The organism is Streptomyces sp. YIM 130001 (genome assembly GCF_003574445.1).
GTDB lineage: Bacteria > Actinomycetota > Actinomycetes > Streptomycetales > Streptomycetaceae > Streptomyces.
In genome coordinates, this window is sequence record NZ_KZ984555.1 from 176,152 (window position 1) to 201,849 (window position 25,698).

Below are 25,698 nucleotides of genomic sequence, written 5' to 3' on the forward strand. Positions count from 1 at the left end.
ATGCCTCGTTCGATTCGCGCCCGTGTCCGATGTGCCGCCGTCGCGCTGACCGCCCTGTCTGCGTCCGTGCTCGCCGGATGCGGGGGTGGAGGCGACGACAGCAGCACGGAGGATCTGCCGTCGCAGAAGCTGGCATGGAAGGCCTGTCCGGCGCCTTCCGCAGCGCAGGGCAGCGGTGAGTCGCCCTCTCCCCTGCCCGGCGGCACCAAGTGGCAGTGCGCCACCATGAAGGCGCCGCTCGACTGGAAGAAGTCCGAGGGCGAGACCATCGACCTGCAGTTGATCCGCGCCGAGGCGGCCGACAAGGACAAGCGGATCGGCTCGCTGGTCTTCAACTTCGGCGGTCCTGGCGGCTCCGGCGTGACCACGCTGCCGGCCTTCGGCGAGGAGTACGAGAAGCTGCGCACCCGGTACGACCTGGTCAGCTTCGACCCGCGCGGAGTGGGCCGCAGTGCCCCGGTCACCTGCAAGAGCGACCACCAGCTCGACGCGTACTACCAGGAGGACTCCACGCCCGACGACGCGGCGGAGGAGAAGACGATGCTGGAGGGCGTCGAGTCGTTCAACAGCGGCTGCGAGGACAAGTCCGGCAAGATGCTCCCGCATGTACGCACGACGGACGCGGCGCGCGACATGGAGCTGATGCGCCAGGTCCTCGGCGACGACAAGCTGCACTACTTCGGTGTCTCGTACGGCACGGAGCTGGGCGGTGTGTACGCCCACCTGTTCCCCAAGAAGGTGGGGCGGGCGGTGTTCGACGCGGTCGTCGACCCGACGCAGGACGCCGAACAGGGCTCCCTGGGACAGGCGAAGGGCTTCCAGCGCGCGCTCGACAACTTCGCCGAGGACTGCACGTCCAAGACCGATGACTGTCCCGTGGGCGACAGTCCGGACGAGGTCCGCGAGCGCATCGCCGCGCTGCTCGAGAAGTTGGACTCCAAGCCGCTGCCGGGCATCGGAGCGCGTGAGCTGACGCAGAACGCGGCGACCGGAGGCATCGCGCAGTCGCTGTACTCGAAGGACTTCTGGCAGTACCTGACCGAGGGCCTGCAGGCCGCGTACGAGGGTGACGGCAGGATCCTGATGGCGCTGTCCGATTCGATGAACGGCCGCAACCCGGACGGCACGTACAGCAACATCCAGGCCGCCAACGTGTCCATCAACTGTGCGGACGACAAGCCGCGTTACTCGGTGGCCGACGTGAAGGCCAAACTGCCGGAGTTCCGCAAGGCGTCGCCCTTGTTCGGCGACTATCTGGCGTGGGGCATGGTGAGCTGCACCGGCTGGGCCGTCGACGGCGCCGGGGCCCACCCGGACGTCAGTGCCCCGGGCGCCGACCCGATCCTGGTCATCGGCAACACCGGTGACCCCGCGACTCCGTACGAGGGCGCCCGGAAGATGGCCCAGTCGCTCGGCAAGGGCGTAGGCGTGGAACTGACCTACAAGGGCCAGGGCCACGGCGCGTACGACAGTGGCGACAAGTGTGTGCGCGGCGCGGTCGACGGCTATCTGCTCGACGGCAAGGTGCCGCAGGCGGGCAAGGTCTGCTCGTGAGCGGCAGCTCGGCGGAGGCGAACGGAGCACCCTCCGCCCGGACTTGAACGTTGAACAATGGGGGTCCCGCGCGTGGGGCCCCGAATACCGCCGCCAAAAAGGCGCCCCTCTTTTAGGGGACCGCCCTTGACGCCGACCGCGAGAACCGCCACGGTGACCGGCCCGACCGGCGTACGAACACCCGCCCTAGGATGTCCGGACGACGTTCGGGCGCGAGGGAGTCGTACGGCTTCCCGACAGCCGCGGCCTCCCTCCGAAGGGGGGAAGTCATCGATGGCACGTCCAGGTCCTGCTCCGTTCCGCCGCCTCGGCGCGGCAGTACGCGCCGCCCGCCGCCCGGTGGCGCTCGTCGCGACCCTGGCCCTGGTCGGCTCGCTGGCCGTCGGATGCGACAGCGGCGATGCAGGCTCCGGCGACGCGAAGGGAACGTCGAAGGGGTCGACGAAGCCGACCGCGCCCGACGGTTCCAGGCTCCCGGCGTCGCTCACCGGACAGCAGCTGGACTGGTCCGCGTGCAAGCCCCCCGACGACGGCACCGCCGCCCCCGGCGAGGACTGGCAATGCGCCACCATGAAGGCACCCCTCGACTACGACAAGCCGTCCGGCGAGACGCTCGGCATCGCCCTCGTCCGTAAGAAGTCCACCGGCGACTCCGGCGACCGCGTGGGTTCGCTGCTGTTCAACTTCGGTGGCCCCGGCGGCTCCGGCGTCTCCGCGCTGCCGCCGTCGGCCGCCGCGTTCGCCACCCTGGGCGAGGCCTACGACCTGGTGAGCTTCGACCCGCGCGGGGTGGCCGCAAGCAAGGGCGTGCGCTGCCGCGACGACGCCGAGCTGGAGAAGGCGAACAGCACGGTGGACCTCACCCCGGACGACGCGGCCGAGGAGAAGGCGTACTTCGCGGACGCGGCCGGCTTCGGCAAGGGCTGCGAACAACGGTCGGGCAAGGTGCTGCCGCACATCTCGACCAGCGCCGCGGCCCGCGACATGGACCTGATGCGCCATGTGCTCGGGGACGACAAACTGCATTACCTGGGCTTCTCCTACGGCACCGAACTCGGCGGCACCTACGCACACTTGTTCCCGAAGCACGTCGGCCGGATGGTCCTCGACGCCGTCGTCGACCCCACCGGCGACGCCATCGGGCACTCCAAGAACCAGACGCGGGGCTTCCAGCGCGCCCTGGAGAACTTCCTGAAGGCGGGCGGACAGAAGCCGGACGAGGGCAGCGCCGACATAGCGGCACTCCTCAAGCGGATCGACCGCAAGCCCCTGCCCGCGACAGGCGACCGCGAGCTGAACGAGTCACTGGCCGAGACCGGCATCGTCCAGGCGCTGTACAGCAAGCAGAGTTGGCCGGCCCTGCGGGCCGCTCTCAAGTCCGCCGACGAGGGCGACGGCGGCGAGCTGCTCGCTCTGGCCGACCAGTACAACGACCGTGACGCGGCCGGGCGTTACGGCACCCAGAGCCACTCCCAGCGCGCGATCTCCTGCGCGGACGCGGAGCAGCGCCCGACGCCCGCCCAGGCCCGCAAGCTGCTCCCGGAGTTCGAGAAGATCTCCCCCGTCTTCGGCACGTTCCTCGGCTGGGACACCGCGGGCTGGTGCCACCAGTGGCCGGTGGACGGCGAGCGCAGGACACCGGCGGTCCAGGCGGACGGAGCCGATCCGATCCTGGTGGTGGGGACGACGGGGGACCCGGCGACACCGTTCGAGGGTTCCGAGCGGATGGCCGAGAAGCTGGGCAAGGACGTCGGCGTGCATCTCACGTACAAGGGCGAGGGCCACGGCGCGTACGCGAGCGGCAGCACCTGTGTGGACTCGGCCGTGAACGGCTATCTGCTGGCCGGCGAGGTCCCCGACAGCGGCAAGGTCTGCTCGTAGCCCCTCCACCCGGCCCCGCAGCCGTACAGCCCCGCCCGAGCGGTGGGCGGAGCACGCCGAAGGGGGCCGGTCCGCACCAGGCGGACCGGCCCCCTTCGTTCACATCCGTAAGAGTCGGAGGATCCGGATCAGTAGACCGGCTTGTCGGGCTCGATCTGGTTGACCCAGCCGATGACACCGCCGCCGACGTGCACGGCGTCGGCGAAGCCCGCGGACTTCAGGACCGCGAGTACTTCCGCACTGCGGACACCCGTCTTGCAGTGCAGGACGATCTTCTTGTCCTGCGGAAGGTCCTGCAGTGCGGTGCCCATCAGGAACTCGTTCTTCGGGATCAGCCGGGCGCCCGGGATGGAGACGATCTCGTACTCGTTGACCTCGCGGACATCGATGATGTCGATGGACTCGCCGTCGTCGATCCACTCCTTGAGCTGCTTCGGCGTGATCGTCGAGCCGGCCGCGGCCTCCTGGGCCTCGTCGGACACGACGCCGCAGAAGGCCTCGTAGTCGATCAGTTCGGTGACGGTCGGGTTCTCGCCGCAGACCGCGCAGTCGGGGTCCTTGCGGACCTTGACCTGGCGGTACTGCATCTCCAGGGCGTCGTAGATCATGAGTCGGCCGACCAGCGGGTCGCCGATGCCCGCGAGCAGCTTGATGGCCTCGTTGACCTGGATGGAGCCGACGGAGGCGCACAGCACACCGAGGACGCCGCCCTCGGCGCAGGAGGGCACCATGCCCGGCGGCGGGGGCTCCGGGTACAGGCAGCGGTAGCAGGGGCCGTGCTCGCTCCAGAAGACGGACGCCTGTCCGTCGAAGCGATAGATCGAGCCCCATACGTACGGCTTGTTGAGCAGCACACAGGCGTCGTTGACCAGGTACCGGGTGGCGAAGTTGTCCGTGCCGTCGACGATCAGGTCGTACTGGCTGAAGATGTCCATCACGTTGTCGGCCTCGAGCCGCTCTTCGTGCAGGACGACGTCCACGTACGGGTTGATGCCCTTGACGGTGTCCTTGGCGGACTCCGCCTTGGAGCGGCCGATGTCCGACTGGCTGTGGATGATCTGGCGCTGCAGGTTCGACTCGTCGACCTCGTCGAACTCCACGATGCCGAGGGTTCCTACGCCAGCCGCGGCCATGTACATGAGGGCCGGCGAGCCGAGTCCGCCGGCGCCCACACAGAGCACTCGGGCGTTCTTCAGCCGCTTCTGCCCGTCCATGCCCACATCGGGGATGATCAGGTGGCGGGAGTACCTGCGGACCTCGTCTACGGTGAGCTCAGAGGCCGGCTCGACCAGGGGTGGCAGCGACACGGGGACTCCGTTGGTCGGTAGTGGAACGGGGACAGCCCCACGGCGGGGGCGTCTATCCGTAACGCTGCCACACCCTCCTTCATTCCGAGACACCCGGTCCGATACGCGAGACGATTTCGTCCCAGTAGCCGGGCATGGCCGCCCAGGGGTCGGCCTGCCCGTCGCGGTCCGTGCGGTCGGTGAAGTAGATCGTCGAAGCGCCTTGCCAGCGGGCGATACGCAGGGCCTCGTCGAGGTGTCCGCGGGGCACGCTGTGCACGAAGTGGCAGAAACGCTCGGCCGGATGGTCACCGGTCCACTCGGCCGCCTGCGACCAGCGATAGTCGCTCCAGGGTCCGGTGAACGTCACCAGCTGGTCCGCCGCCTCGACATACCCCTGGTAGGGATGCGTGCCGTGCCCGAGCACCACGTGCGCCTCGTCGAGCAGGGCCCGCAGGGTCGTGGTGACCCGCCGCACCTCGGGCAGTGCCGTCCGCTCCGTGGGACAGCGGTCCAGATAGAAGCCGTCGGCCTTGTACCAGTCCAGGTAACGATGCGCGTCGGAGACCAACTCGCCGAAGGAGCGCGCCCCATAGGCCATGTCGATGCTGCCGAGCACCCGCACGCCACCGTTGCGCAGGCGGCCCGCGGCGGCCAGGCAGTGCGGGTCGGGACGGCTGCCCGGGCCGTTCGCCACGTTGAGGACGGTCCAGTGCAACGGGGTCTGCGGGCGGGTCAGTTCGGCCCACTCGGCCGGGGCCACCAGCGGGTGCGCGAAGCCCGGGATGCCGAAACCGAGCCGGTCGGCGGCAGCCGCGAGGTGCTGCGTGTCGGTGGAGATCAGATGCGGCATGCCGCCTCCATCCAGATGTCGGCGAGTGACTCTTCGAGGTTGATCCGGGGGCGCCAGCCGAGCCGGTCGCGCGCGGTGCGGACGTCGGCCTGCTGCCAGCCCCCGCAGCCGTCCGGATAGGGGTGGACCGCGGGACCCGCGATATCCGCGTCCGTTCGCGGGTGCCCGATCGACGGGCGTACGGGTCCGCCGTCCAGCTCGTGCAGAGCGCCTCCGTAGCCGGCCACGCGCGCGAGGACTGCGGCCGCGTCGCGCAGCCGGACGGCGCGTCCCGAGCCGATGTTGACGACGCCCTGGGCCGCGGACAGGGAAGCCGCGTGTACGGCACGGGCGACATCGCGTACATCGATGAAGTCGCGCTGCACGCCGAGGCCGCTGAGCTTGAGTTCGCCGTCGCCCGACTGCATGGCGCGGCGCATGGCCTCGGCGAGGCGGCCGAGCGGGGAGCCGGCGGGCGTGCCGGGTCCCGCGGGCGAGAAGACCCGCAGGACGACCGCGTCGAGGCCGGAGCCGAGGACCAGTTCGGTCGCGGCCAACTTGCTGACGCCGTACGGTCCCCCGGGCCGCGGCACGGCGTCCTCGGCCGTGGACGAGCCCGGCTGGCTCGGCCCGTACTCGGCGCTGCAGCCGAGCTGGACCAGGCGCGCTCCGCAGCCGCTGCGCCGCAGTGCCTCGCAGACGGTGGCGACCGCGACGGTGTTGTGCCGGGTCAGTTCGCGCGCACCGCCGCGGGTGGTTCCGGCGCAGTTGATGACGACGCCTGGGTGGACGGCGTCGAGGAAGCGGGTCAGAGCCCCTGGGCTGCCGCCCGCGAGGTCGAACCGTACGTCGGCGTCGTCGCCCCGGCCGAGCGCGGTGAGCTGGACGGCCGGGTCGGCGAGGAGCCGGTCCGCGACGAACCGGCCGAGGTATCCGTTGGCTCCGAGCAGCAGCACCCTCATCGGGCGGCTCCACGATCGGTCGCGCACGAGGAGTGCGCGGAGGTGGAGGCGGTCATGGGCTTTCTCCGTTTCGGGCTGTTCGGGCTGTTCCGTGGGTCGTTCGATGCCCGCGGTGTCGGCCCCGCGGGAGAGGGGCCGGTCCGGGGACCGGCCTTGGGGGTGGGAGGCCTCGGGGACGTCGTCCCGCGCGTAGGCGTCCCCTTGGGGCGTGTGCCGCGCGCAGGCGCGCCCTGCGGGCTTGTGCGGCACGTGAGGGCCCTACGAGGGCGTGTGCCGCGCGGAGGCGTTCTCCGGGGACCGGTGCTGCACGGCGAACCCGTGCTGCACGGCGGTGCGCTGTCCGGGCGTTGCGGGCCGGGCTCGGCATCCGATGCGGCAGTGGGGCGCGTCATCGGCCGGCCTCCGCACCTGCGTGCGCGGAGGCACGGCCGAGTCTGCGCAGTGCGTGCGCGAAGAGGACCACTGTCGCGGTTCCGCAGGCGAGCACGGGTACGGCACCGGCGCCCCAGGACTCGGTCAGGAGGTCTACCGGGCGGGCGAGTACGCCGCAGCCCGGCAGGCGCCCGGCGAACACCGCGGCCAGGGCGATCGCTTCGGCCGCGCAGGCGGCGCCGAGCACCCGGCTCGCGCTGTCGGGGAAGCCGTGCACCGTGAGCAGCCGCGCCAGGAGCAGAGCGCTGCCGAGTGCCGCCCCCTGGACCAGGCCTTCGCTCTGGTCGAGCAACCTGCCGCTGACGAGCAGCAGACCGGCAAGGACGCACAGGAAGAGACCGAATCCGACGGCGAGCAGGGGTCTGACCGCCGCCGCGAACTCGTCGAGGCCTCGGCTGAGTGCGAGCCTGCGGGCGGCCCTCGCCGCGAAGAAGCGGGCACATCCGGCGGCCGGCACGACGGCCAGTGCGAGGCCGAGCACGGTCGCCGTGTGCAGCGGCCAGGGCCCGTGCGGGCCACCGGCTGTCGCACCGGCGAGCAGTCCGTCGCCGAGCAGGGCGTAGCCGAGCAGCCAGCAGGTCCACGCGCGCGTGGCGGGTGCGGTACGGCCGGGGGCGTGCAGTGGGCCGTACCGGAGTACCGCGCGGAGTGCGGCGGCAACGGCCAGCGCGGCCGTGAGTACGGCGGCGATCCGGGCCTGCCCGTCGGTGACGTCCACCGCGACGACACCCAGGGCGCAGACCGCTCCGGGCAGCAGGGCCAGGGCAGGCCAGCCGGTGGGCGCCGACGGGATCGGGCCGGGTGCGGCGGTGCGCGCCTGTTCCGTCTCGGAACCGCGCGGCACGCGGGCGTACATCTCCTCGGCGAGGGAGAACACGTCACGGTGGCGGTAACGCGCCGCCGTTCGGTCCGTCATGCCCTGTGCCTCGAGCCCGGCAGCGATCTCCAGAGGGTCCACGGCCCGCTCGCACAGTGCGCTGTGCCGGTGCATCAGGGACTTCACGGGGTCCACGCCGCCGCGCCGCGCGGGGACGGCCCTTCCTGAATCGGCCTTGTCAACCTCGGCCTTGGCGGGTCCGGCCCTTCCGGCTTCGTCCCCACCGGCTTCGTCCCCACCGGCTCCGGTCTCACCGCCGTCACTCGGGCTCGGGCCGGCGTGCGCCCCGCTGCCCTCGCGCCGCCCGAGCGCGGGGCCCACGACCTCGGCCCGCTCCCCAGCCGCGACCTCGGCAGCTCCGCCCCGCACCTCCCGGCTCGCCGACGGCCCCACCGCGTGCGCCACTTCGGCGAGCGCCTCGACGACGTCCTCGGCCCGCCCCTCCCAGCCGCTCACCCCGGTACTCGCGCCGATACGCCCGTCCCCGAGCGCACCGCCGTCCGAACCGTCGAAGCCTCCGTCCCGCCGGTCTTCCCCCACCACAGCAACTCCCGTTCCCCCACTGCCCGTCGCATTCACCGGATCCGCCGCACCGACGGCCGGCGCGGCCTCTGCGCGCCCGCTCGGGTCCGTACGCCCGCTGTCGCTCCCGCTCATCGCTCCGCCTCCCCGACGGCCGCACCGGAGCCCACGGCGACGGCCTCCGGAACGTCGGCCGACGCCCCGTGCGCGACCGACGCCGTACGAACCAGGTCCGGGTCCGCCCGTTCGCCAGGAGGCGTCTCCACGTCCGCCCAACTGGGCCCGTCACCCCGTCCACCGCCGACCCCCGCGCCCCCACCGGCGAGCCAACGCCCCAGCCGCGCCCCCGCAGCCGTCGGCCGCCCGGGCACGTGCGTCTCGACGGGATGGGCGAACAGGAGCGGCTCGCCGTCCTCGTCGAACACCTCGCGATGCACCGGACAGCGCGAAACGATCTCGAGGTAAATGCTGTGAAACGCCGCGATGTTCTGCTCGACGGTGAAGAGTTCGAGAGCACGCGCGCGTGCGGCCGCACCGAGGCGCCACCGCCGCGTGGGGTCCCGCAGCAGGGACAGGCAGGCATCGGCGAGCGCCCGTGGATTGCGCGGCGGGACGACGAGCCCGGTACCGCCGATCGCCTCCACGACGGCCCCGACATCGGTGGACACAGTGGCCCTTCCGCAGAGCATGGCCTCGACGAGTCCCACCGGAAAGCCCTCCACGACGCTGGAGAGCACGACCACGTCACCGGCGGCGTAGGCGTCGGCGAGCTCGGGGATCTCCGGGCTGCCGATCTCCTCGAACGAGACGGGGTTGTCCCCCACGGCGTGTGCCCCCTGGGCCTCGTCGGGGAAGAGCTGCGCCGCAAGCGCCCGGCACTGCGCGAGATACGCGGCGGCCTCTTCGCCCTCCGCCGGCGTTCCGACCAGACGCAGCCGGGTGCCGGGCTCCTCCTTGCGGACCTCGGCGAAGGCGTGCAGCAGCCCCACGAGGTCCTTGGCGGGCTCGATCCGCCCGACCCACACGAGCGTCCCCGATGCGGCGGTCGGCTCTTCGCCTGCCGAGGCGAATTCCCCGACCACGGCGAAGCGTCCGTCCGCCATGCCCGGGTAGACCGTGCGCAGCTTGTCGCGGTCGGCGCCGCACTTCTCCTGCCAGCGCCGGACATGGGTGTTGCCGGGGGTGATCACTTCCGCTTCCCGGTACACCTCGGCCGCGAGCCGGCCCTGGAATGCCGCGAGGAGGGAGCGCGCCGGGGCACTCAGCGCCTCGGTGGACGCGCCGAGGTAGTGCGCCCGCAGCTGTACGCCGTACTCGGTCACCAGGAGCGGTACGCCGTGGAACTGCTTGGCGACCAGGCCGGGCAGGGCCGCGGAACCGCCCGAGGTCGCGTGGCAGAGATCGACCGCACCGAGTCCGCCCTCGACCTCCTCGTACCAGTCGAGGGAGAGCGGCCGCAGCGCACGCTCCATCAGGTCCGCGACCGCCAACAGGTCGGGCACGCGCGCGTGGTGGGCGGCCCGCCGGGCGCCGGGCGCACGACAGGCGCGCTCCAGATCGCGTACGGCGGACTCGGAACGCAGGGCGCCGGCCAGCGACCCCTCGTCGCGGGCGAGTTCGGCAAGGCCCCGCAGCGCACTGCTGAAACGGTCCGCCTGGTCCTCACCGTCGCCGCACACCGAGGCCGCGAGGTCCGCGAAGTGGGACCGGAAGCGCTTGCGTCCGCGCCGGCTCAGATCGATCGGGTCGTCCTCCGCGGTCCACAGCGATGCGGTGCGCACGCGGTGGACCTGCGGGGGCAGTTCGACCCAGCCCTGGTCCTCCTGATGGGCACTGCGACTGAGGGCGAAGATGTCGAATCCGTACACCTCAAGCCCGCGCACGAGCCGGTCGCACCAGAGCCTGGCCTCACCGGTCACATACGGATAACCACTCTCCGTGAGTAGTCCGATGCGCACGAGTACGTCCCCGATCTCCTCTTGAAGGGCCACCACCCGTCGGGCGGCCCGCAGCGGGACGAACGTATGCGGATATGCCGGTGGCGCGACGGACGGTTGTCCATCGCGCCACCAAAAGGGGTGAACGCCCGTAACTTTCCCGCACGGACAGCGTTTCTTCGCACTAAGCGTTCATACGACTACCCGGGGTAAGGCGACGGCCACGCCTTCGGCCGCCGGAACCGGGCAACTCGCCGGGCATGCACCGGCGCACGCCCCCGCCGACGAACACGGCCGGGGCCCGAGCCTCAACTGTGCGGATACGCCCAGGCGTTGCGCTTGCACTTGATGTCGCCCTTGGAGAGGAACTTCGTCTGCTGCTGCATCACGGGAGCGAGTGCGCCGTCCTGGCTGCAGTTCACGTGATTGAAGCCGAGCCGGTGCCCCACCTCGTGGTTGATCAGCATCTGCCGGTACGGGTGTATCTCGTCGCCGTACGTCTTCGCGCCCTGCGCCCAGCGGTAGGCGTTGATCATCACGCGGTCGGTGGCGGCCGAGTCGCAGGACACGTTGTCCTCGGTGGTGTCGAGACCGGACTTGGCACACCAGGTGGCGGTGGTGCCGGGACTCGCCAGTGTGATCACGAAGTCGGGCTTGCCGCTCGTGATGCGCTCGAAGGTGCGCTCGCCGTTGTGCGCCCAACTGCGCTTGTCGTTGAGGGTCTTCTGGACGGCGTCGGCGAACAGGCCGGCGTCCAGCCCCATCCCCTTCTCGACATCGACGCGGTAGCGGAATTTCTGGCCCTTGCCGGGCGCCTTGACGAACGCGCCCGCGGCGGCGAACTTCCCCGACCCCTTGAGATCGGCGGCCAGCGCGTACTTCTTGCCCATCAGGTCGTCGTACGTGGGCCGGTCGGGCTCGACCGGCGGCGGGCGCTCCTCGGAACGGGACGCGGAGTCCCGGTCCTCGCGCAGGTCGTCCTTGTCGGCGGCCTGCGGCTTGGACTCGTCCTGCCGGTCGGCGGCCACCTGGCCGGCCACGACGACGGCGAGCACGGTGGTCACCGCGGCAGCGGCGATACCGGTGAAGGTGCGGCCCCTGCTGCTTCGAGCCGGCGGTTCGGGAGCCTGCGGCGGCTCCTCGGCCAGTGCCGTCCGATCGTCGAGGTCCGGGTCCCACTCGGTGACGGCGCCGTAGGGATCACGCGCGCGTGGAGCACCGGCGGCGAAGACGTCGTCGTCGCCGTACGGGTCGTCGTAGAGATCGTCGAAGGCGGCCACGTAATCACGGCGGGGCCCGGAGGGAGGGCCGCCCGGCGCGCCATGACCGGGAGGACGGGGGCCGCCGGGGCGCGGGACGCCGCCCCCCGGAGCCTGATGTCCGGCGTACGGTCCCGGGCGCCCGCCGAGGGAGCCCCACCCGCCGCCCGGTTCACGCTGCTCGGGATGACCGCCGCGGACACCGTCGGCGGACGGAGGGGCCGGAGGCGCCTGGTGGGCAGCCCGCGGCAGCGGCCGCTGGCCCGGGACATGCACGGCGCCGCGCAGAGCCTCTGTGCCCCTGCTGCGACCCGTCTGGGCGCCGTCCCGGCCGGCCGGGGGTACGACGGGGATACGCCCGGTACCGGTGTCGTCCGGTCGCGGATCCCCGCGCCTCGCATGACGTCCCACGCCCCGCCCGCCTCAGCTCTCTGTGCCGGTGTCCGTGCCCGGATCGGCCACCTGGTGTCCTTCGGGGGTCAACTCCCCCTGGTCCACCAGAAGTTCACGGAATGCCGTGGCCACCGTATCGGGATACTCCATCATCGCCACGTGCCCGGCGTCGGGCAGCGTGAGAAGCCGGGAGTCACGGAACGACCGCGCCGCCTTCTGCGCCATACGGTACGAGATGAGCTGGTCGCGGCCTCCGTAGACCAGCAGGGTGGGGGCGAGCACACGCTCGGCCTGTCGCCACAGACCGTGCTGGCCACCCAGGGTGTAGGCGTCCACGATCCCGCGCGCGGAGCGGGTCATCGCGTCCCAGAAGTAGGGCAGTTGCAGCCGCCGCTCCATCTCGTGCACGGCGTTCGCAAGGCCCTCCTCGGTGACCCTGCCCGGGTCTCCGTAGCAGAGGCCGAGGACACCGCGGGTGCGCTGCTCGGGAGTCCAGTCGCGGGTGATGCGGGCGAAGAGCTGGGTCACCCCGGGCACGGCGAGCAGGGCCGTGGGCAGCGCGGTGCGCTGCACCCGGATCTCGGGGAGCGCGGGCGAGACGAGGGTCAGGGTGCGGACCAGATCGGGCCGCATGGCGGCGACCCGGGTCACGACGGCGCCGCCCATGGAATTGCCGAAGAGATGCACCGGGCCACGGGCTCCCGCGTCGAGACAGCGGATCACCGCGCGCGCGTGGCCGGTCACCGAGTAGTCACCGTCGTCCGGCGGCGGGGAGTCCCCGAAGCCCGGCAGATCGACCGCCTCGCCGTCCAGGACGTCGGCCAGCAGCGGCATCAGGGCCGACCAGTTCTGCGACGAACCACCGAGGCCGTGCACGTAGAGGGCGGGGGCGAAGCCCGCTCGGGCCGGCGGCCGGGAGCGCACCGAGAGAGTGAGGCCCGGCAGCGTGACCGAGCGGATGCGCTCCCCCTCGGCGACCCTGACCGGAAGCGTTTTGGGCGTCGCCGCAGCGGCGATCGGACCCGGCGGCTCGGTCGAAGACATGCGGCAATGTTACGAGACCATCACGCGACGGATCACGTGTTCGCCGTCACAACCACAACGGGCTGCGCTCGTCCGCCGATCGCGCCGCCCGACAGGTATCCGCCCTCCCACGCGTGGGAGGGCGGATACCTGCGCAAAAGCACCCTCCGGCAGGCGGGACGGCAAACAGTGGGCCTACGCTCGTTAGCGAGAGCGCTCCCCCGGAAAGGGGTCCCCCATGACTGTCGACCCGAGCGACCCGGAGACCTTCGCCGACGAGAACACCGGGGACGACTTCGACGAGCAGACCCCGGAGGCCGATGCCGCCGAGCAGCGCATCGACCTGCAGCAGCACCGGGACGAAGACGTACCCCGTTACGACCCCGACTCCGCGGACCCCGCGGACGCCGCCGAGCAGGCACGTGTGGTGGAGCTCGACGAGGACGACTATCGCTGACCTGCGGCGACCCGGCGTCCCCTTTGCCCTCGTATCGCGTCATTGCAGCGTGCGTGCGAGGCGTCAGGTGCGTGAAATTCTCCGTCCGCGACGCGCACACGACGGTTACCGAAAAGTACGATGGCCGGGCGGCCGCACACCGCGACACGGCACGGCCGCTCGAAGGCCGTGATTGTTCCGAACCAGCTAGTTGTGCCAGATGTGGGAGGCGGCGTGACAGCCATCGAGCAGACAGAGGCAGCGCGCCCCCGGGGTACGCGCCTGCCGCGCCGGGCGCGCCGCAACCAGCTCCTCGGCGCTGCCCAGGAGGTGTTCGTCGCGCAGGGCTACCACGCGGCGGCCATGGACGACATCGCGGAGCGGGCCGGCGTCAGCAAGCCCGTCCTCTACCAGCACTTCCCCGGCAAGCTCGACCTCTACTTGGCGCTGCTCGACCAGCACTGCGAGTCGCTGCTCCAGGCCGTCCGTACGGCCCTGGAGTCGACGACGGACAACAAGCAGCGGGTGGCGGCGACGATGAACGCCTACTTCGCCTACGTCGAGGACGAGGGCGGAGCGTTCCGGCTCGTCTTCGAATCGGACCTGACGAACGAACCCGCGGTGCGCGAGCGCGTCGACAAGGTCACTCTGCAGTGCGCCGAGGCGATCGCCGGCGTGATCGCGGAGGACACCGGCCTTCCGCAGCAGGAGGCCATGCTCCTGGCCGTCGGCCTCGGCGGCGTCTCCCAGGTCGTGGCCCGCTACTGGCTGCACAGCGAGAGCAAGGTGAACCGCGACACGGCGGTGGCGCTGCTGAGCTCACTGGCGTGGCGCGGCATCGCCGGCTTCCCGCTGCACGGCACGGACCAGCCGGGCGACGAGTCCTGACGTACGCCGGGCAGGACGGGCGAGGCGTCCTTGTTCCCGGATCGTGTTCGCTGCGAGCGTGCGGCGCCGCGAAGTGCCCCGTCCCCTCACCGGGCTAATGTGTGCCGAGTACCGCGCGGACGGCCGCGCACAAACTGACCGTCGGAGGGACAAAGCCGTGGAGGTCAAGATCGGCGTGCAGCACGCGCCGCGCGAGATCGTTCTGGAGAGCGTGCAGACCGCCGAGGAAGTCGAGAAGGCGGTGGCCGAGGCGCTCAGCGGGAAGTCCCAGCTGCTCTCCCTCGTGGACGACCACGGCCGCAAGGTCCTGGTGCCTTCCGACCGCCTCGCGTACGTGGAGATCGGCGAGCAGAGCGCGCGCAAGGTGGGCTTCAGCGCCCTGTGAGGCGTGCGGTCCCCGGCTCTGCGCCGGATCCGCGAGAAGCGTGAAGTACGGGTGTGGCCCGGTGGTCGTCGACCGCCGGGCCACAGTCGTACCGGCACCCGCGCGGCGGCTCACGCACGTGCCGGTGCGGGGTCGCCCGTGAGGGTTGCGTCCGGTTCGCCGAGGGTAGGACGGCTTGGACCGAAGGCAGTGACCGCACGGGAGGGCATGATGATCTTGGAAACGCTGGTCTCGGCTCTGCTCGGTCTCGGCCTCGCCTGGGGCGTGACCCTGCGGCTGGCCCACCGGCTGCCGTCCCGTCGCCTGGTGCTCGGCACCGGTGTCGTGGGAGCCCTGTTCGGAGCGTTCATCACGCACTCCGCGCTCGGCGACGGCCATCTGTTCCCGACGCTCGCCGGGGCCGTGGTTCTCAGCCTCGCCCTGCTGTCCCTGCTCATCCGCCCGGTGGGCCGGGTGCATCGCTCGGCGACGGTCTGACGGGCCGTCGCCGACGCGGCACCGAGTACGGCAGGGCGACGATCAGGCCGCGAGCCCCAAGGCTGCCATCCGCTTGGTGTGCGCCTCGGTGATCCGGGAGAACATCCGGCCGACCTCGGCCAGGTCGAAGCCGTCGGCCACACCGCCCACCAGCATCGTCGACAGGGCATCACGGTCGGCGACCACCCGCTGCGACTGGGAGAGGGCCTCCCCCATCAGCCGGCGGGCCCACAGTGCGAGCCGTCCGCCGACGCGCGGCTCGGCCTCGATCGCGGCCCGCACCTTCTCCACGGCGAACTCGGCGTGACCCGTGTCGTCGAGGACGGTCAGCACCAGCGTCCTGGTGTCCGAGTCGAGGCGGGCCGCTACCTCACGGTAGAAGTCGCTGGCGATCGAGTCGCCGACGTACGCCTTGACCAGACCTTCGAGCCAGTCGGACGGCGCGGTCTGCCGGTGGAAGCCGTCGAGCGCGCTGACGAACGGCTCCATCGCGTCGGTCGGCTCCACGCCGATCGAGGAGAGCCGGTTGCTCAGCTGCTGGAAGTGGGCGAACTCGGCGGACGCCATCTTCGCGAGCTCCGCCTTGTCGGAGAGCGTCGGAGCAAGCTTCGCGTCCTCCGCGAGCCGCTCGAAGGCCGCGAGCTCGCCGTACGCGAGCGCGCCGAGCAGGTCCACCACGGCGGCCCGGTACTGGGGGTCGCCGGAGGCTTGCGCCCAGTCCTGCGCGGCGATCCCGGTGGGCGCCTCGGGGCTGCTCCCGTCGGCCTGGCGGTCGGCTTCGCTGGCTCGGGCGTTGTCAGACGTCTCCATGAACCGCACAATAGCCCGCCCCCGTGGGCGCGTAAGCCCCTGGTCATGGACTGTGACGACGACAACGTGACGAATTCGGCAGACACGCCTGCGCGTTTCCGGGGTACAGTGATATTGCGCCCGCCAAGTATGTGACGGGCCATCCGAATGAGGATGCCCGGTCGGTGGCCCGATCGGCTCCGACCCGACAGCCCTCCGGGCCGTACGCCATGGTGTGTGCGCAGGAGGGGCCCTCAGCGGCACGAGTGCTCGAGTGGCGGCAGTGGTCCCGTGCCACCCGGCATCGCCCCCAGCGGCCGGATGCTTACAGGCATGGTGAAGACCCCCGGCGTTCGCCTCGCTCCGCGTCTCACAGAAGAGGCAGCACCCTGACTACGTTCCGAGAGCTCGGGATTCTTCCCGAGACTGCCGAAGCCCTCGAGGCCGTCGGCATCACGTCCCCCTTTCCCATCCAGGAGCAGACGCTCCCCGTAGCCCTGTCCGGCTCCGACGTCATCGGGCAGGCCAAGACCGGCACCGGCAAGACGCTCGGCTTCGGGCTTCCGCTGCTCGAGCGCGTCACCGTTCCCGCCGACGTCGAGGCGGGCCGGGCGCAGCCCGAGAAGCTCACCGAGGCGCCGCAGGCCCTCGTGGTGGTCCCCACGCGCGAGCTGTGCACCCAGGTGACCAACGACCTGCAGACCGCGGGCAAGGTCCGCAATGTGCGCGTACTGGCCATATATGGCGGCCGTGCCTACGAGCCGCAGGTCGAGGCGCTGAAGAAGGGCGTCGACGTCGTCGTCGGCACCCCCGGACGGCTGCTCGACCTGGCCGGCCAGCGCAAGCTCGACCTCTCCAAGATCCGCGGGCTCGTGCTCGACGAGGCCGACGAGATGCTCGACCTGGGCTTCCTGCCCGACGTCGAGAAGATCATCAACATGCTTCCGGTGAAGCGCCAGACGATGCTGTTCTCGGCGACCATGCCGGGCGCGGTGATCGGCCTCGCTCGCCGCTACATGTCGCAGCCCACGCACATCCGTGCCAGCGCGCCGGACGACCAGGGCGCGACAGTGGCCAACACCGCGCAGCACGTCTACCGCGCGCACAACATGGACAAGCCGGAGATGGTCGCCCGCATCCTGCAGGCCGACGGCCGCGGGCTCGCGATGATCTTCTGCCGTACGAAGCGCACGGCGGCCGACATCGCCGAGCAGCTGGAGCGCCGCGGCTTCGCGTCCGGCGCCGTCCACGGCGACCTGGGCCAGGGTGCGCGCGAGCAGGCCCTGCGCGCGTTCCGCAACGGCAAGGTGGATGTCCTCGTGTGCACCGACGTCGCGGCGCGCGGCATCGATGTCGAGGGCGTCACGCACGTGATCAACTACCAGTCGCCCGAGGATGAGAAAACCTATCTGCACCGCATCGGCCGCACCGGCCGCGCGGGCGCCAAGGGCATCGCGATCACACTGGTCGACTGGGACGACATCCCGCGCTGGCAGCTGATCAACAAGGCGCTCGACCTGGGCCTCAGCGACCCGCCGGAGACCTACTCGACGTCCCCGCACCTGTACACGGACCTGAGCATTCCGGAGGGTACGAAGGGTGTGCTGCCGCGCACCGAGCGCACCCGTGCCGGGCTCCGTGCCGAGCAGGTCGAGGACCTCGGCGAGACCGGCGGCCGTGGCTCCAAGTCCGGCGGCCGTGGTGGTCGCCGCGGCGCGGAGGCCCCCGCCGAGGAGCGCCCGAAGCGGACCCGTACCCCGCGTCAGCGGCGTCGGACGCGCGCAGGCACGACGGTCGACGAGGCCGCCGCGTCCACCGCAGCCGTCGCCGAGGGCGCACCGGTGACCCCGGTGGCCTCGGACGAGTCCGCGGCCGGCGAGGAGCGTGCTCCGCGCAGGCGTCGCCGGACTCGGGCCTCGGCGGACGCTGCTCCCGCAGCCGCGATCGCCGAGACGGCCGCCCCGGCCGCGGACGCGTCGGAAGAGGCGCCTGCCAAGCCGCGCCGTCGTCGGACGCGGTCCGCGAAGCCCGCCGCGGACGCTGCCCCGGCGGCGGAGGCCGCGGGAGACGCCGAGGCGAAGCCCGCCCGCAGGCGTACGCGGAAGCCGGCGCAGGCCGCGCCGACGGCCGCGTCCGAGGGCTGAGCCCGCTCACCGGTCGTGCAGTGCCACGGTGGCCCGTTCCCCTCGGGGGACGGGCCACCGGTCGTTGTCGGCCCTCTGTGCCGGCCTCCGTCGCCGGGCTGACCGGACTGGCTTGATCGGGCGGTCGGTAGGGTCGGGGGCATGAGTCGGCCGCCTTCGTTCGTGCCCCCAGCCTGTGCCCGTGGTGCCCTGTTGGACACGACTCGGGGCAGCTTCGCCGTACTCGATGCGCGGCCGGAGGGTGAGCAGACGCGGGGAACCGCTCTGCTGCTGCCCGGATACACCGGCAGCAAAGAGGACTTCATGGCCCTGCTCGAGCCGGCCACCGAGGCCGGCTACCGCTGCATCGCGGTCGACGGTCGGGGCCAGTACGAGACGCCTGGCCCCGACGACCCGGCGGCGTACGCGCAGCAGGAGCTGGCTCGTGACGTGCTCGCTCAGGCCGAGGCCGTGGGTGGGCCCGTGCACCTGCTCGGGCACTCGCTCGGGGGCCAGATCGCGCGGGCGGCGGTGCTGCTCGACGCACGGCCGTTCCGCTCCCTGACCCTGATGTCGTCGGGGCCGGCCCGGATCTCGCCGTCGCAGCGGTCGCGCGTCGACCTCCTGAGCGGTGCGCTGCAGACCATGAGCATGCGGGAGGTGTGGGACGCGATCCAGGCGCTGGAGAAGCCGCCGCTCGATGAAACCGACACCGACCATGACACCCCCGATCTGCAGGCCCGCTGGCTGCGCAACAGCCCGGCCCAGCTGATCGCGACCGGTGCCCAGCTGGCCGGCGAGCCGGACCGGGTCGACGACCTCGCGCGCGTCCCGCTGCCCAAGCACGTCCTGTCCGGTGAGCGCGACGAGACCTGGCCGGTTCCGCTCATCGACGAGATGGCCGTACGCCTCCGGGCGCACCGGACCGTGATCGCGGGTGCCGAGCATTCGCCGAACACGGACCGTCCCGGAACGACCGCGGCGGCGCTCGTCGAGTTCTGGGACGGCGTGGAGCGGACGGGCTGAGCGACGGGCCGAGTGGCCCGCGGCAGCCGGAATTCACCGAAGTTCTGCGGTCACGCCACTTTTGGGCGAACATGGTTCGGGGTGGCCCAGGTCACACGTGTACTCATCTCCTTACGCATCAGTAATTAGATGCGCGAAAGTTTTCGTTAGCGTAGGGAATGTTTGCTCAGTGCACCTCGTTGCACCCTGCAGTAGCCAGTTCTCCTCAGGAGGATCACCGGACGAAGGGAGAAGCCGTATGCGCTTCGAGATCATGCGCCTTGACGATGTGAACGGCAGCGCCGTTGACAGCACCGTCGTGGACGCCGCCTCCGTCAATCGGATCGTGCAGCAGGCCGCCGCTACCGGTCAGCGCATCTACATCCGCCCGGCCGAATGCGCGGCTTCATAACGCCGCACCACCGGTTCACGGCCGCGCTCTCGGAGCGCAGGACGTCGTAACCAGCAGGAGGAGCGCCCCCGTGCACAGAGGCACGGGGGCGCTGTGCGTTCCCGGATCGGCGAGGCGGCGCTTCAGGCACCCTGGATCACCTGCGTGACGCCGTTGATGATCTGCTGTACGGCGATCGCCGAGAGCATCATGCCCGCGAGCCGGGTCACCAGGACCACGCCACCGTCCTTGATCACGCGGATGATCAGCAGCGAGTAGCGCATCACCAGCCACAGGACCACGTGCATCGCGACGATCGCGCACCAGACGGAGATCTGGTCGCCCGCGCTGTCCGCGTTCTGCACCGCGAGGATCACCGAGACGATCGCGCCGGGCCCCGCGAGCAGCGGCATGCCGAGCGGTACGAGGGCGACGTTGACGTCCTTGGTCTGCTTCGGCTCCTCCATCTTGCCGGTGAGCAGATCGAGCGCGATGAGCAGCAGGAGGAGTCCGCCCGCGATCATCAGTGCCGGTACGGAGACGTGCAGATAGTCGAGGATCTGGTGGCCGAGGACACCGAAGACGGCGATCACGCCGAACGCCACGCAGACCGCCTGGAAGGCCATCTTGCGCTGCACCTTAGCGGGCCGCCCGGAGGTCAGCCCGAGGAAGATCGGGGTGATCCCGGGAGGGTCCATGATCACGAAAAGGGTGAGGAAGAGGGATCCGAAGACGGCGAAGTCGAACACAGCTGTGGCCTTGCAGTGAGTGGTGGAACGAAACGGAACGGCGCACGCGTGATCCGGCGGCGACGGACGGACCCGCGGGCGCTCGGCAGGGCGACCGGCGGCCGGAGGCGGCCGGGAGCACGGACGAGGAAGAGGGCCCTGCTACGGGAAGTGCAGGGTCAGCGTGCCGGTCCCCCGGCTCCGGGCACCGGGAACGCGCCGGTGGCCCGCCGGGTGATCTCGCCGTAGATCTCGGGGTCGGTGGTGAACTCGCCGAGTACGCAGCTCTTGCGGCTGCCGTGGTAGTCGCTGGAGCCGGTGGCGAGGAGGCCGAGGTCGGCGGCGAGGCCGTGCAGCCGGGTGCGCGTCTCGGGGGTGTGGTCCATGTGGTCGGCCTCGATGCCGTCGAGACCGGCCGCGGCCAGTTCGGCGATGGCGTCCTCGGGCACCACGTCACCGCGCTTCACGGCGAGCGGGTGGGCAAAGACCGTGACTCCCCCGGCGGCCTTGACCAGGCGGATCGCCTCGAACGGGTCCAGCTCGTGCTTGTCCACGTACGCCCGGCCGCCGTCCGCGAGCCACTCGGCGGTGAAGGCGTCGGAGACCGAGCCGACCACGCCGAGCTCGACGAGCGCCTCCGCGATGTGCGGGCGGCCCACCGATCCGTCGCCCGCGATGCGTGCGACCTGGTCCCAGGTGACGGGTACGCCGAGCTCCTGCAGTTTGGCGGTCATCGCGCGGGCGCGCGGCACCCGGTCGTCGCGGACCAGTTCGCGTTCACGGGCGAGTTCGGGCTCTTCGGGGTCGAAGAGGTACGCCAGCATGTGCAGGCCGGTGTCACCCAGGCGGCAGGAGAGTTCGGCGCCGGTGACGAGGGTGAGGCCCTCGGGAGCGGCCGCGGCGGCCTCCGCGTGACCGCGGGTGGTGTCGTGGTCGGTCAGCGCGACGACGTCGAGTCCCGCGGCGGCGGCGTTGCGGACCAGCTCGGCGGGGGTGTCCGTACCGTCGGAGGCCGTGGAGTGGGTGTGCAGGTCGATGCGCACGGCGCTGACTCCAGGTTCTGAATCGGTGCGGACGGAGCCGGGCGCACGGGCGCGCCACCGGCTGGGGACGCTCAAGGGTAACGGCCGCGCGGACGGCCCCGCGCCGCGCCGAACCGGGCAGGCGCCCGCTTCAGACCTGCAGGATCCGCGGGGACAGCGCACCGCAGGGCAGCAGATCCACCTCGGCACCGGCGTCGCGCAGATCGGTGAGGACCAGCTCGTCGTACATGAGCAGGCTGGTCTGCTCCGGCCAGAGGACCGCCCACAGCCACAGGCCTCGCGCCTCGCCGACGAAGACCGCCCGGTCCTCGGGCGCCGCGGCGACGTGCCAGAGCGGAGTGGGCCGGCCGGCCGCGAGGAGCTTGGCCCCCGGCGGCTTGTTCATGTCGAGGTACGGGCCGGGGTCCGGGCCGTCCATGCCCGCGTATCGCGCACCGAGGCCGACGCCCAACTCTTCGGCCACCAGGATCAGTTCACCCGGACCACCGAGCGGTCCCGGGCCCGAGCAGGCCACCGCGGTGGCGCGTCCGCCGCTGCGGTCGTCGCCGGCGCAGGCCACTCCGGTGAAGAGCCAGCCGACCGGGAGCGGCCAGGGCATCCAGACAGGGACATGAGAGCGGTGTACGACGACGCCGAGCGCCTCGACGCTCGGCGGAACCACGGGCTGCAGCGGATGCACCGCCCCGTGCAGGTCGCACTGCCAGGTGTCGGCAAAGAGGCCGGGAGCCCTGACCCGGCCACCACACTTCGGGCAACTGGGTTCGCCCCTCATAGCGCCCCACGGTCCTCCCCGCCGGTCACTCCGTCAAGGACGATCACCCGTCCGGTGCCCCGGCCGTGGCGTCGACCGTCCGTACGGGACAAGGGCTTCCGGGCATGACCGTGCCTCACCGGGCGCAATTAGATGTAGTTTGCATTAATTAGCCAAGCTAACTTATTGTGTGTACACAGCAGCGACCGAAGGAGCAGGAAGGAACAGGCATGCGCAGCAGCAAGGAAAGCCCTGCCGGGGAAGATCCGTTCGACGAGGGCGCGAGCAGCGTCCTGCGCCAGCCGAAGGCGGTCTGGGCGACGGCCGGCGCCTCGGTGGTGGCCTTCATGGGGATCGGCCTCGTCGACCCGATCCTGCCGTCCATCGCGAAAGGTCTCGACGCCTCGGCCAGCCAGGTCTCGCTGCTCTTCACGTCGTACTTCCTGATCACGGCCCTGGCCATGCTGGTGACGGGCTTCGTCTCCAGCCGGATCGGCGGACGCAAGACCCTGCTCGCCGGGCTCGCGCTCGTCGTGGTCTTCGCCGCACTCTCCGGAACCTCCGGATCCGTCGGTGAACTGGTGGGCTTCCGGGCCGGCTGGGGACTCGGCAACGCCCTCTTCGTATCGACCTCACTGGCCGTCATCGTCGGCTCCGCGGTCGGCGGCAGCGCCGCCGCGATCCTGCTCTACGAATCGGCGCTGGGCCTCGGCATGGCCTGCGGACCGCTGCTCGGCGCGCTGCTCGGTGACGCCAGCTGGCGCTACCCGTTCTTCGGCACCGCGGCACTGATGGCGATCGGATTCGTCGCGATCACGGCCTTCCTGAAGGAACAGCCCAAGCCGGCCCGCAAGACGTCGCTGGCCGACCCGATCAAGGCGCTCGGGCACGGCGGCCTCGCCTCCGCGGCGGCCTCGGCGTTCTTCTACAACTACGCCTTCTTCACGATCCTGGCCTTCACCCCGTTCGTGCTGAACATGACGCCGTACAAGTCGGGGGCCGTGTTCTTCGCCTGGGGTGTGCTGCTCGCCGTCTTCTCGGTGCTGGTGGCGCCGCGACTGCAGGCCAGGTTCGGGTCCCTGCGGGTGCTGGGCGGCTCGCTCGTCCTGCTGGCGGCCGACCTGCTCGTACTCGGCTACGGAAACCACACCGCGGCTGTGGTCGGGACCATCGTGTCCGGCGCCTGCATCGGCGTGAACAACACCGTGTTCACCGAACTCGCCCTCGGTGTCTCGGACGCGCCCCGGCCCGTGGCCAGTGCCGGTTACAACTTCGTGCGCTGGTTCGCCGCGGCGGCCGCACCGTTCCTGGCGCCGAAGATCGAGGAGTGGACGAGCATCGAGATGCCGTTCGTGGTCGCCGCGGTCGCAGCCGTGATCGGTGCGGGCATCGTATGGGCCCGGCGTTCGGCACTCACCATGGAGGCCGAGGAGCACGAGCCCATGCACCGCACCGAGGACGGGATCACGGTCTTCGCCAACTGACCCCGCGCACCTCGCACTTCGGGCCCTCTCCGCACTCAGTCGAGCCGCACGCTCGCGCGGAGGGGGTCGCGTACGTCCGTGCCGTGGCTGAGCCAGCGCTCCTGCAGTTCGGCGGCGCCGTGCACCCGCTTGTGGGCCGCCTCGTTCGGTGTCATGGGCAGCAGGGGCAGGAAGTGCACCGGGTCCATCGGTTCGTCGAGCTCCAGGTCGTCCACGAGCCCGCCGGGTTCGGCGACGAGGACCGAGGTGAACGGGGCGCCGGGCCACAGCGGTTCACCCACATCGAGGGAGGCACCGGGGGCGATCACGACGCCCTCCACCTGCGGCGAGGCGGCCAGTACGGCGAGCGGACGCAGTGCCTTGTCGGTGTCGGCGAGACCGGCACGGACCGTAAGGACCAGCTCGGCGCGCGGCCCGCGCAGCGGATCGGCGAGCACGGCCGTGGGGTCGGCCATCGGCTGCGCGGCCATGCCGAGCGTCGCGTAGCGGACGAGGCCGCCGGCGGCCGGGGCGGCGAAGCGGAGCACCTCGATGCGGTCGGTGCCGAGGAAGGTGACCGCGGCCCGCGCGTCCGGTTCACCGAGTGCCGTACGCAACCTGGCCTCGACCAGCGCAAGAACATCTGCCATGCGGCGAGCATAGAACTCGTCGGGAGCGCGCAAAGCGGGGCCTTGACACCGCGACGGACTGCTACCCTTGGCCGCTGGTCAGGGCAGGACGCAGCAGCGTCCCGGGCAAGGGCTCATCGAGCCGTCCGTCCCTGACGCGGACACTCCCCCACGGGGGACCGGCCGGAGGAGGTGGGGCTGACATGGACCGAAGTCGACCGTGCAGTACTACCTGTTCTTCCGCCACCAGGTAACCGCTCCCTCGGGCCGAATGACTCCGTACCCGGCCCACCGCCGGGTAAACGCCTCCGGCCCCAGGCATGCCGCACCGACGGAAGAGCAGCGAACCGAAGTTCGATCCGTGTCAGTAGCGAAGGCCGCCACCGCGCCGGTGCGGTGCCGCCCGCTTTGCGGACGTGACAGCACGCCGTACGTCCTCATTCCGGGCTGTGCCACCCGCGCGCAGGCAGCCGCGCCGCAGAAGGAGCCTGCCATGTCCATGATTCGCGACCTGCGTGCCGCCGTCAGCCCTTCGCTGCGCAAGGGCGGCACCCCCTACGACGCCACACGGCCCCCCGAGGCCGTCACCGCCGTCGTCGACTGCGCCGTCTACCGGGACGGCCGGCGCGTCCGGACCGACCAGCCGCTGACGCCGCACGAGGCGATGCTGCGGGTGCGTCGCGAGGGCGGCTTCGCCTGGATCGGTCTGCACGAGCCGACCGAAGCCGAATTCTCCGGCGTGGCCTCGGAGTTCGGACTCCACCCGCTGGCGGTCGAGGACGCGGTGCACGCCCACCAGCGGCCGAAGCTGGAGCGCTACGACAACACGCTGTTCACCGTCTTCAAGACCATCCACTACGTGGACCACGACGAGTTGACGGCCACCAGCGAGATCGTCGAGACCGGCGAGGTCATGTGCTTCACCGGACGGGACTTCTTCATCACCGTGCGGCACGGCGGGCAGGGGTCCCTGCGGGCGCTGCGGCACCGGCTGCAGGACGATCCCGAGCTGCTGGCCAAGGGCCCGTCCGCGGTACTGCACTCCATCGCCGACCACGTCGTCGACGGGTACATCGCGGTCGCCGACGCGGTGCAGGACGACATCGACGAGGTCGAGATCGAGGTCTTCTCCGGTACGGGCAAGGGCAGTTCGCGCGGAAAGGGCAGCGCGCGCGGCACCGACGCCGGGCGGATCTACCAACTCAAGCGCGAGGTACTGGAGTTCAAGCGTGCGGTCGCGCCGCTGCTGCGGCCGATGCAGCTGCTCAGCGAGCGTCCGATGCGCCTGATCGACCCGGACATCCAGAAGTACTTCCGTGACGTCGCCGACCATGTCGCGCGCGTGCAGGAGCAGGTCGTCGGCTTCGACGAGCTGCTCAACTCGATCCTGCAGGCCAACCTCGCCCAGGCGACCGTCGCGCAGAACGAGGACATGCGCAAGATCACGTCGTGGGCCGCGATCATCGCCGTCCCCACGATGATCTGCGGGGTCTACGGCATGAACTTCGACCACATGCCCGAGCTGCACTGGGAGTTCGGGTACCCGATGGTCCTCGTCGGGATCGCGGGCATCTGCCTGACCATCCACCGCACGCTGAAGCGGAACGGCTGGCTGTGAAGAGGGCGGCCTGT

The 25,698-nt window shown here is 71.1% G+C and carries 23 protein-coding genes; 11 read left to right on the top strand and 12 right to left on the bottom strand.

Annotated elements, in window-relative coordinates:
- Complete coding sequence (locus tag DSC45_RS16340; protein WP_119291849.1) at positions 1-1,554, top strand: alpha/beta hydrolase; 1,554 nt, start codon at positions 1-3, stop codon at positions 1,552-1,554.
- Between the two features lie 273 nt (positions 1,555-1,827).
- Positions 1,828-3,435, top strand: coding sequence for an alpha/beta hydrolase (locus DSC45_RS16345; protein WP_119291518.1), 1,608 nt, complete (start codon positions 1,828-1,830; stop codon positions 3,433-3,435).
- Between the two features lie 128 nt (positions 3,436-3,563).
- On the opposite strand, the gene moeZ is transcribed toward DSC45_RS16345, so the two are convergent.
- From moeZ to DSC45_RS16380, 7 genes are all read right to left on the bottom strand, one after another.
- Positions 3,564-4,742: an adenylyltransferase/sulfurtransferase MoeZ gene (gene moeZ / locus DSC45_RS16350; RefSeq protein WP_119291520.1), complete on the bottom strand. Its 1,179-nt coding sequence runs from the start codon at positions 4,740-4,742 to the stop codon at positions 3,564-3,566.
- A gap of 79 nt (positions 4,743-4,821) precedes the next feature.
- Positions 4,822-5,574: a spherulation-specific family 4 protein gene (locus DSC45_RS16355; protein WP_119291522.1), complete on the bottom strand. Its 753-nt coding sequence runs from the start codon at positions 5,572-5,574 to the stop codon at positions 4,822-4,824.
- Positions 5,562-6,515 carry an NAD-dependent epimerase/dehydratase family protein gene (locus DSC45_RS16360; RefSeq protein WP_119291524.1) on the bottom strand — a complete coding sequence of 318 codons (954 nt, stop codon included), beginning with the start codon at positions 6,513-6,515 and terminating at the stop codon, positions 5,562-5,564. The genes DSC45_RS16355 and DSC45_RS16360 overlap by 13 nt, the downstream gene beginning before the upstream one ends.
- Positions 6,516-6,903: 388 nt before the next feature.
- A complete protein-coding gene (locus tag DSC45_RS16365; RefSeq protein WP_240434666.1) occupies positions 6,904-8,364 on the bottom strand; it encodes a hypothetical protein in 1,461 nt (486 codons plus the stop codon).
- A gap of 113 nt (positions 8,365-8,477) precedes the next feature.
- Positions 8,478-10,304: a DUF3492 domain-containing protein gene (locus DSC45_RS16370; RefSeq protein ID WP_119291853.1), complete on the bottom strand. Its 1,827-nt coding sequence runs from the start codon at positions 10,302-10,304 to the stop codon at positions 8,478-8,480.
- A gap of 287 nt (positions 10,305-10,591) precedes the next feature.
- Positions 10,592-11,953 (bottom strand): DUF3152 domain-containing protein, encoded by a 1,362-nt coding sequence (locus DSC45_RS16375; RefSeq protein ID WP_119291526.1) that lies wholly within the window; start codon positions 11,951-11,953, stop codon positions 10,592-10,594.
- Positions 11,954-11,965: 12 nt separating this feature from the next.
- Positions 11,966-12,979, bottom strand: coding sequence for an alpha/beta fold hydrolase (locus DSC45_RS16380; RefSeq protein WP_119291528.1), 1,014 nt, complete (start codon positions 12,977-12,979; stop codon positions 11,966-11,968).
- 217 nt (positions 12,980-13,196) lie between these two features.
- Between DSC45_RS16380 and DSC45_RS16385 the strand changes: the two genes are divergently transcribed.
- The 4 genes from DSC45_RS16385 to DSC45_RS16400 all read left to right on the top strand — a co-directional run bounded on the left by DSC45_RS16385 (position 13,197) and on the right by DSC45_RS16400 (position 15,144).
- Positions 13,197-13,415: a hypothetical protein gene (locus DSC45_RS16385; RefSeq protein WP_119291530.1), complete on the top strand. Its 219-nt coding sequence runs from the start codon at positions 13,197-13,199 to the stop codon at positions 13,413-13,415.
- A gap of 213 nt (positions 13,416-13,628) precedes the next feature.
- A complete protein-coding gene (locus DSC45_RS16390) occupies positions 13,629-14,282 on the top strand; it encodes a TetR/AcrR family transcriptional regulator (protein WP_119291532.1) in 654 nt (217 codons plus the stop codon).
- A 157-nt stretch (positions 14,283-14,439) separates the two neighbouring features.
- Positions 14,440-14,667 (top strand): DUF3107 domain-containing protein, encoded by a 228-nt coding sequence (locus DSC45_RS16395; protein WP_205571346.1) that lies wholly within the window; start codon positions 14,440-14,442, stop codon positions 14,665-14,667.
- A 210-nt stretch (positions 14,668-14,877) separates the two neighbouring features.
- Positions 14,878-15,144, top strand: a complete 267-nt coding sequence (locus tag DSC45_RS16400; protein ID WP_119291855.1) for a hypothetical protein — start codon at positions 14,878-14,880, stop codon at positions 15,142-15,144.
- 42 nt (positions 15,145-15,186) lie between these two features.
- Here DSC45_RS16400 and DSC45_RS16405 read toward each other — a convergent pair whose 3' ends face one another.
- Complete coding sequence (locus DSC45_RS16405) at positions 15,187-15,954, bottom strand: ferritin-like fold-containing protein (protein ID WP_119291536.1); 768 nt, start codon at positions 15,952-15,954, stop codon at positions 15,187-15,189.
- 209 nt (positions 15,955-16,163) lie between these two features.
- Between DSC45_RS16405 and DSC45_RS16410 the strand changes: the two genes are divergently transcribed.
- From DSC45_RS16410 to DSC45_RS35745, 3 genes are all read left to right on the top strand, one after another.
- A complete protein-coding gene (locus tag DSC45_RS16410) occupies positions 16,164-18,077 on the top strand; it encodes a DEAD/DEAH box helicase (protein ID WP_240434684.1) in 1,914 nt (637 codons plus the stop codon).
- A gap of 141 nt (positions 18,078-18,218) precedes the next feature.
- On the top strand, positions 18,219-19,082 hold the full coding sequence (locus tag DSC45_RS16415; protein WP_119291538.1) for an alpha/beta fold hydrolase: 864 nt from the start codon (positions 18,219-18,221) through the stop codon (positions 19,080-19,082).
- Between the two features lie 238 nt (positions 19,083-19,320).
- Complete coding sequence (locus DSC45_RS35745; RefSeq protein WP_162929244.1) at positions 19,321-19,473, top strand: hypothetical protein; 153 nt, start codon at positions 19,321-19,323, stop codon at positions 19,471-19,473.
- Positions 19,474-19,595: 122 nt separating this feature from the next.
- On the opposite strand, the gene DSC45_RS16420 is transcribed toward DSC45_RS35745, so the two are convergent.
- The 3 genes from DSC45_RS16420 to DSC45_RS16430 form a co-directional block, all read right to left on the bottom strand.
- On the bottom strand, positions 19,596-20,201 hold the full coding sequence (locus DSC45_RS16420; protein ID WP_119291540.1) for a MarC family protein: 606 nt from the start codon (positions 20,199-20,201) through the stop codon (positions 19,596-19,598).
- Positions 20,202-20,359: 158 nt separating this feature from the next.
- Positions 20,360-21,223, bottom strand: a complete 864-nt coding sequence (locus DSC45_RS16425; protein ID WP_119291542.1) for a PHP domain-containing protein — start codon at positions 21,221-21,223, stop codon at positions 20,360-20,362.
- Between the two features lie 130 nt (positions 21,224-21,353).
- Positions 21,354-21,995 (bottom strand): DUF6758 family protein, encoded by a 642-nt coding sequence (locus tag DSC45_RS16430; RefSeq protein ID WP_119291544.1) that lies wholly within the window; start codon positions 21,993-21,995, stop codon positions 21,354-21,356.
- Positions 21,996-22,204: 209 nt separating this feature from the next.
- On the opposite strand from DSC45_RS16430, the gene DSC45_RS16435 reads away from it, so the two are divergent.
- Positions 22,205-23,458, top strand: coding sequence for an MFS transporter (locus DSC45_RS16435; protein WP_119291546.1), 1,254 nt, complete (start codon positions 22,205-22,207; stop codon positions 23,456-23,458).
- 35 nt (positions 23,459-23,493) lie between these two features.
- Here the strand turns inward: DSC45_RS16435 and DSC45_RS16440 are convergent, their stop codons facing one another.
- Positions 23,494-24,087: a suppressor of fused domain protein gene (locus DSC45_RS16440; protein ID WP_119291548.1), complete on the bottom strand. Its 594-nt coding sequence runs from the start codon at positions 24,085-24,087 to the stop codon at positions 23,494-23,496.
- Between the two features lie 472 nt (positions 24,088-24,559).
- On the opposite strand from DSC45_RS16440, the gene DSC45_RS16445 reads away from it, so the two are divergent.
- Positions 24,560-25,684, top strand: a complete 1,125-nt coding sequence (locus tag DSC45_RS16445; RefSeq protein WP_119291550.1) for a magnesium and cobalt transport protein CorA — start codon at positions 24,560-24,562, stop codon at positions 25,682-25,684.
- Positions 25,685-25,698: the final 14 nt, after the last annotated feature.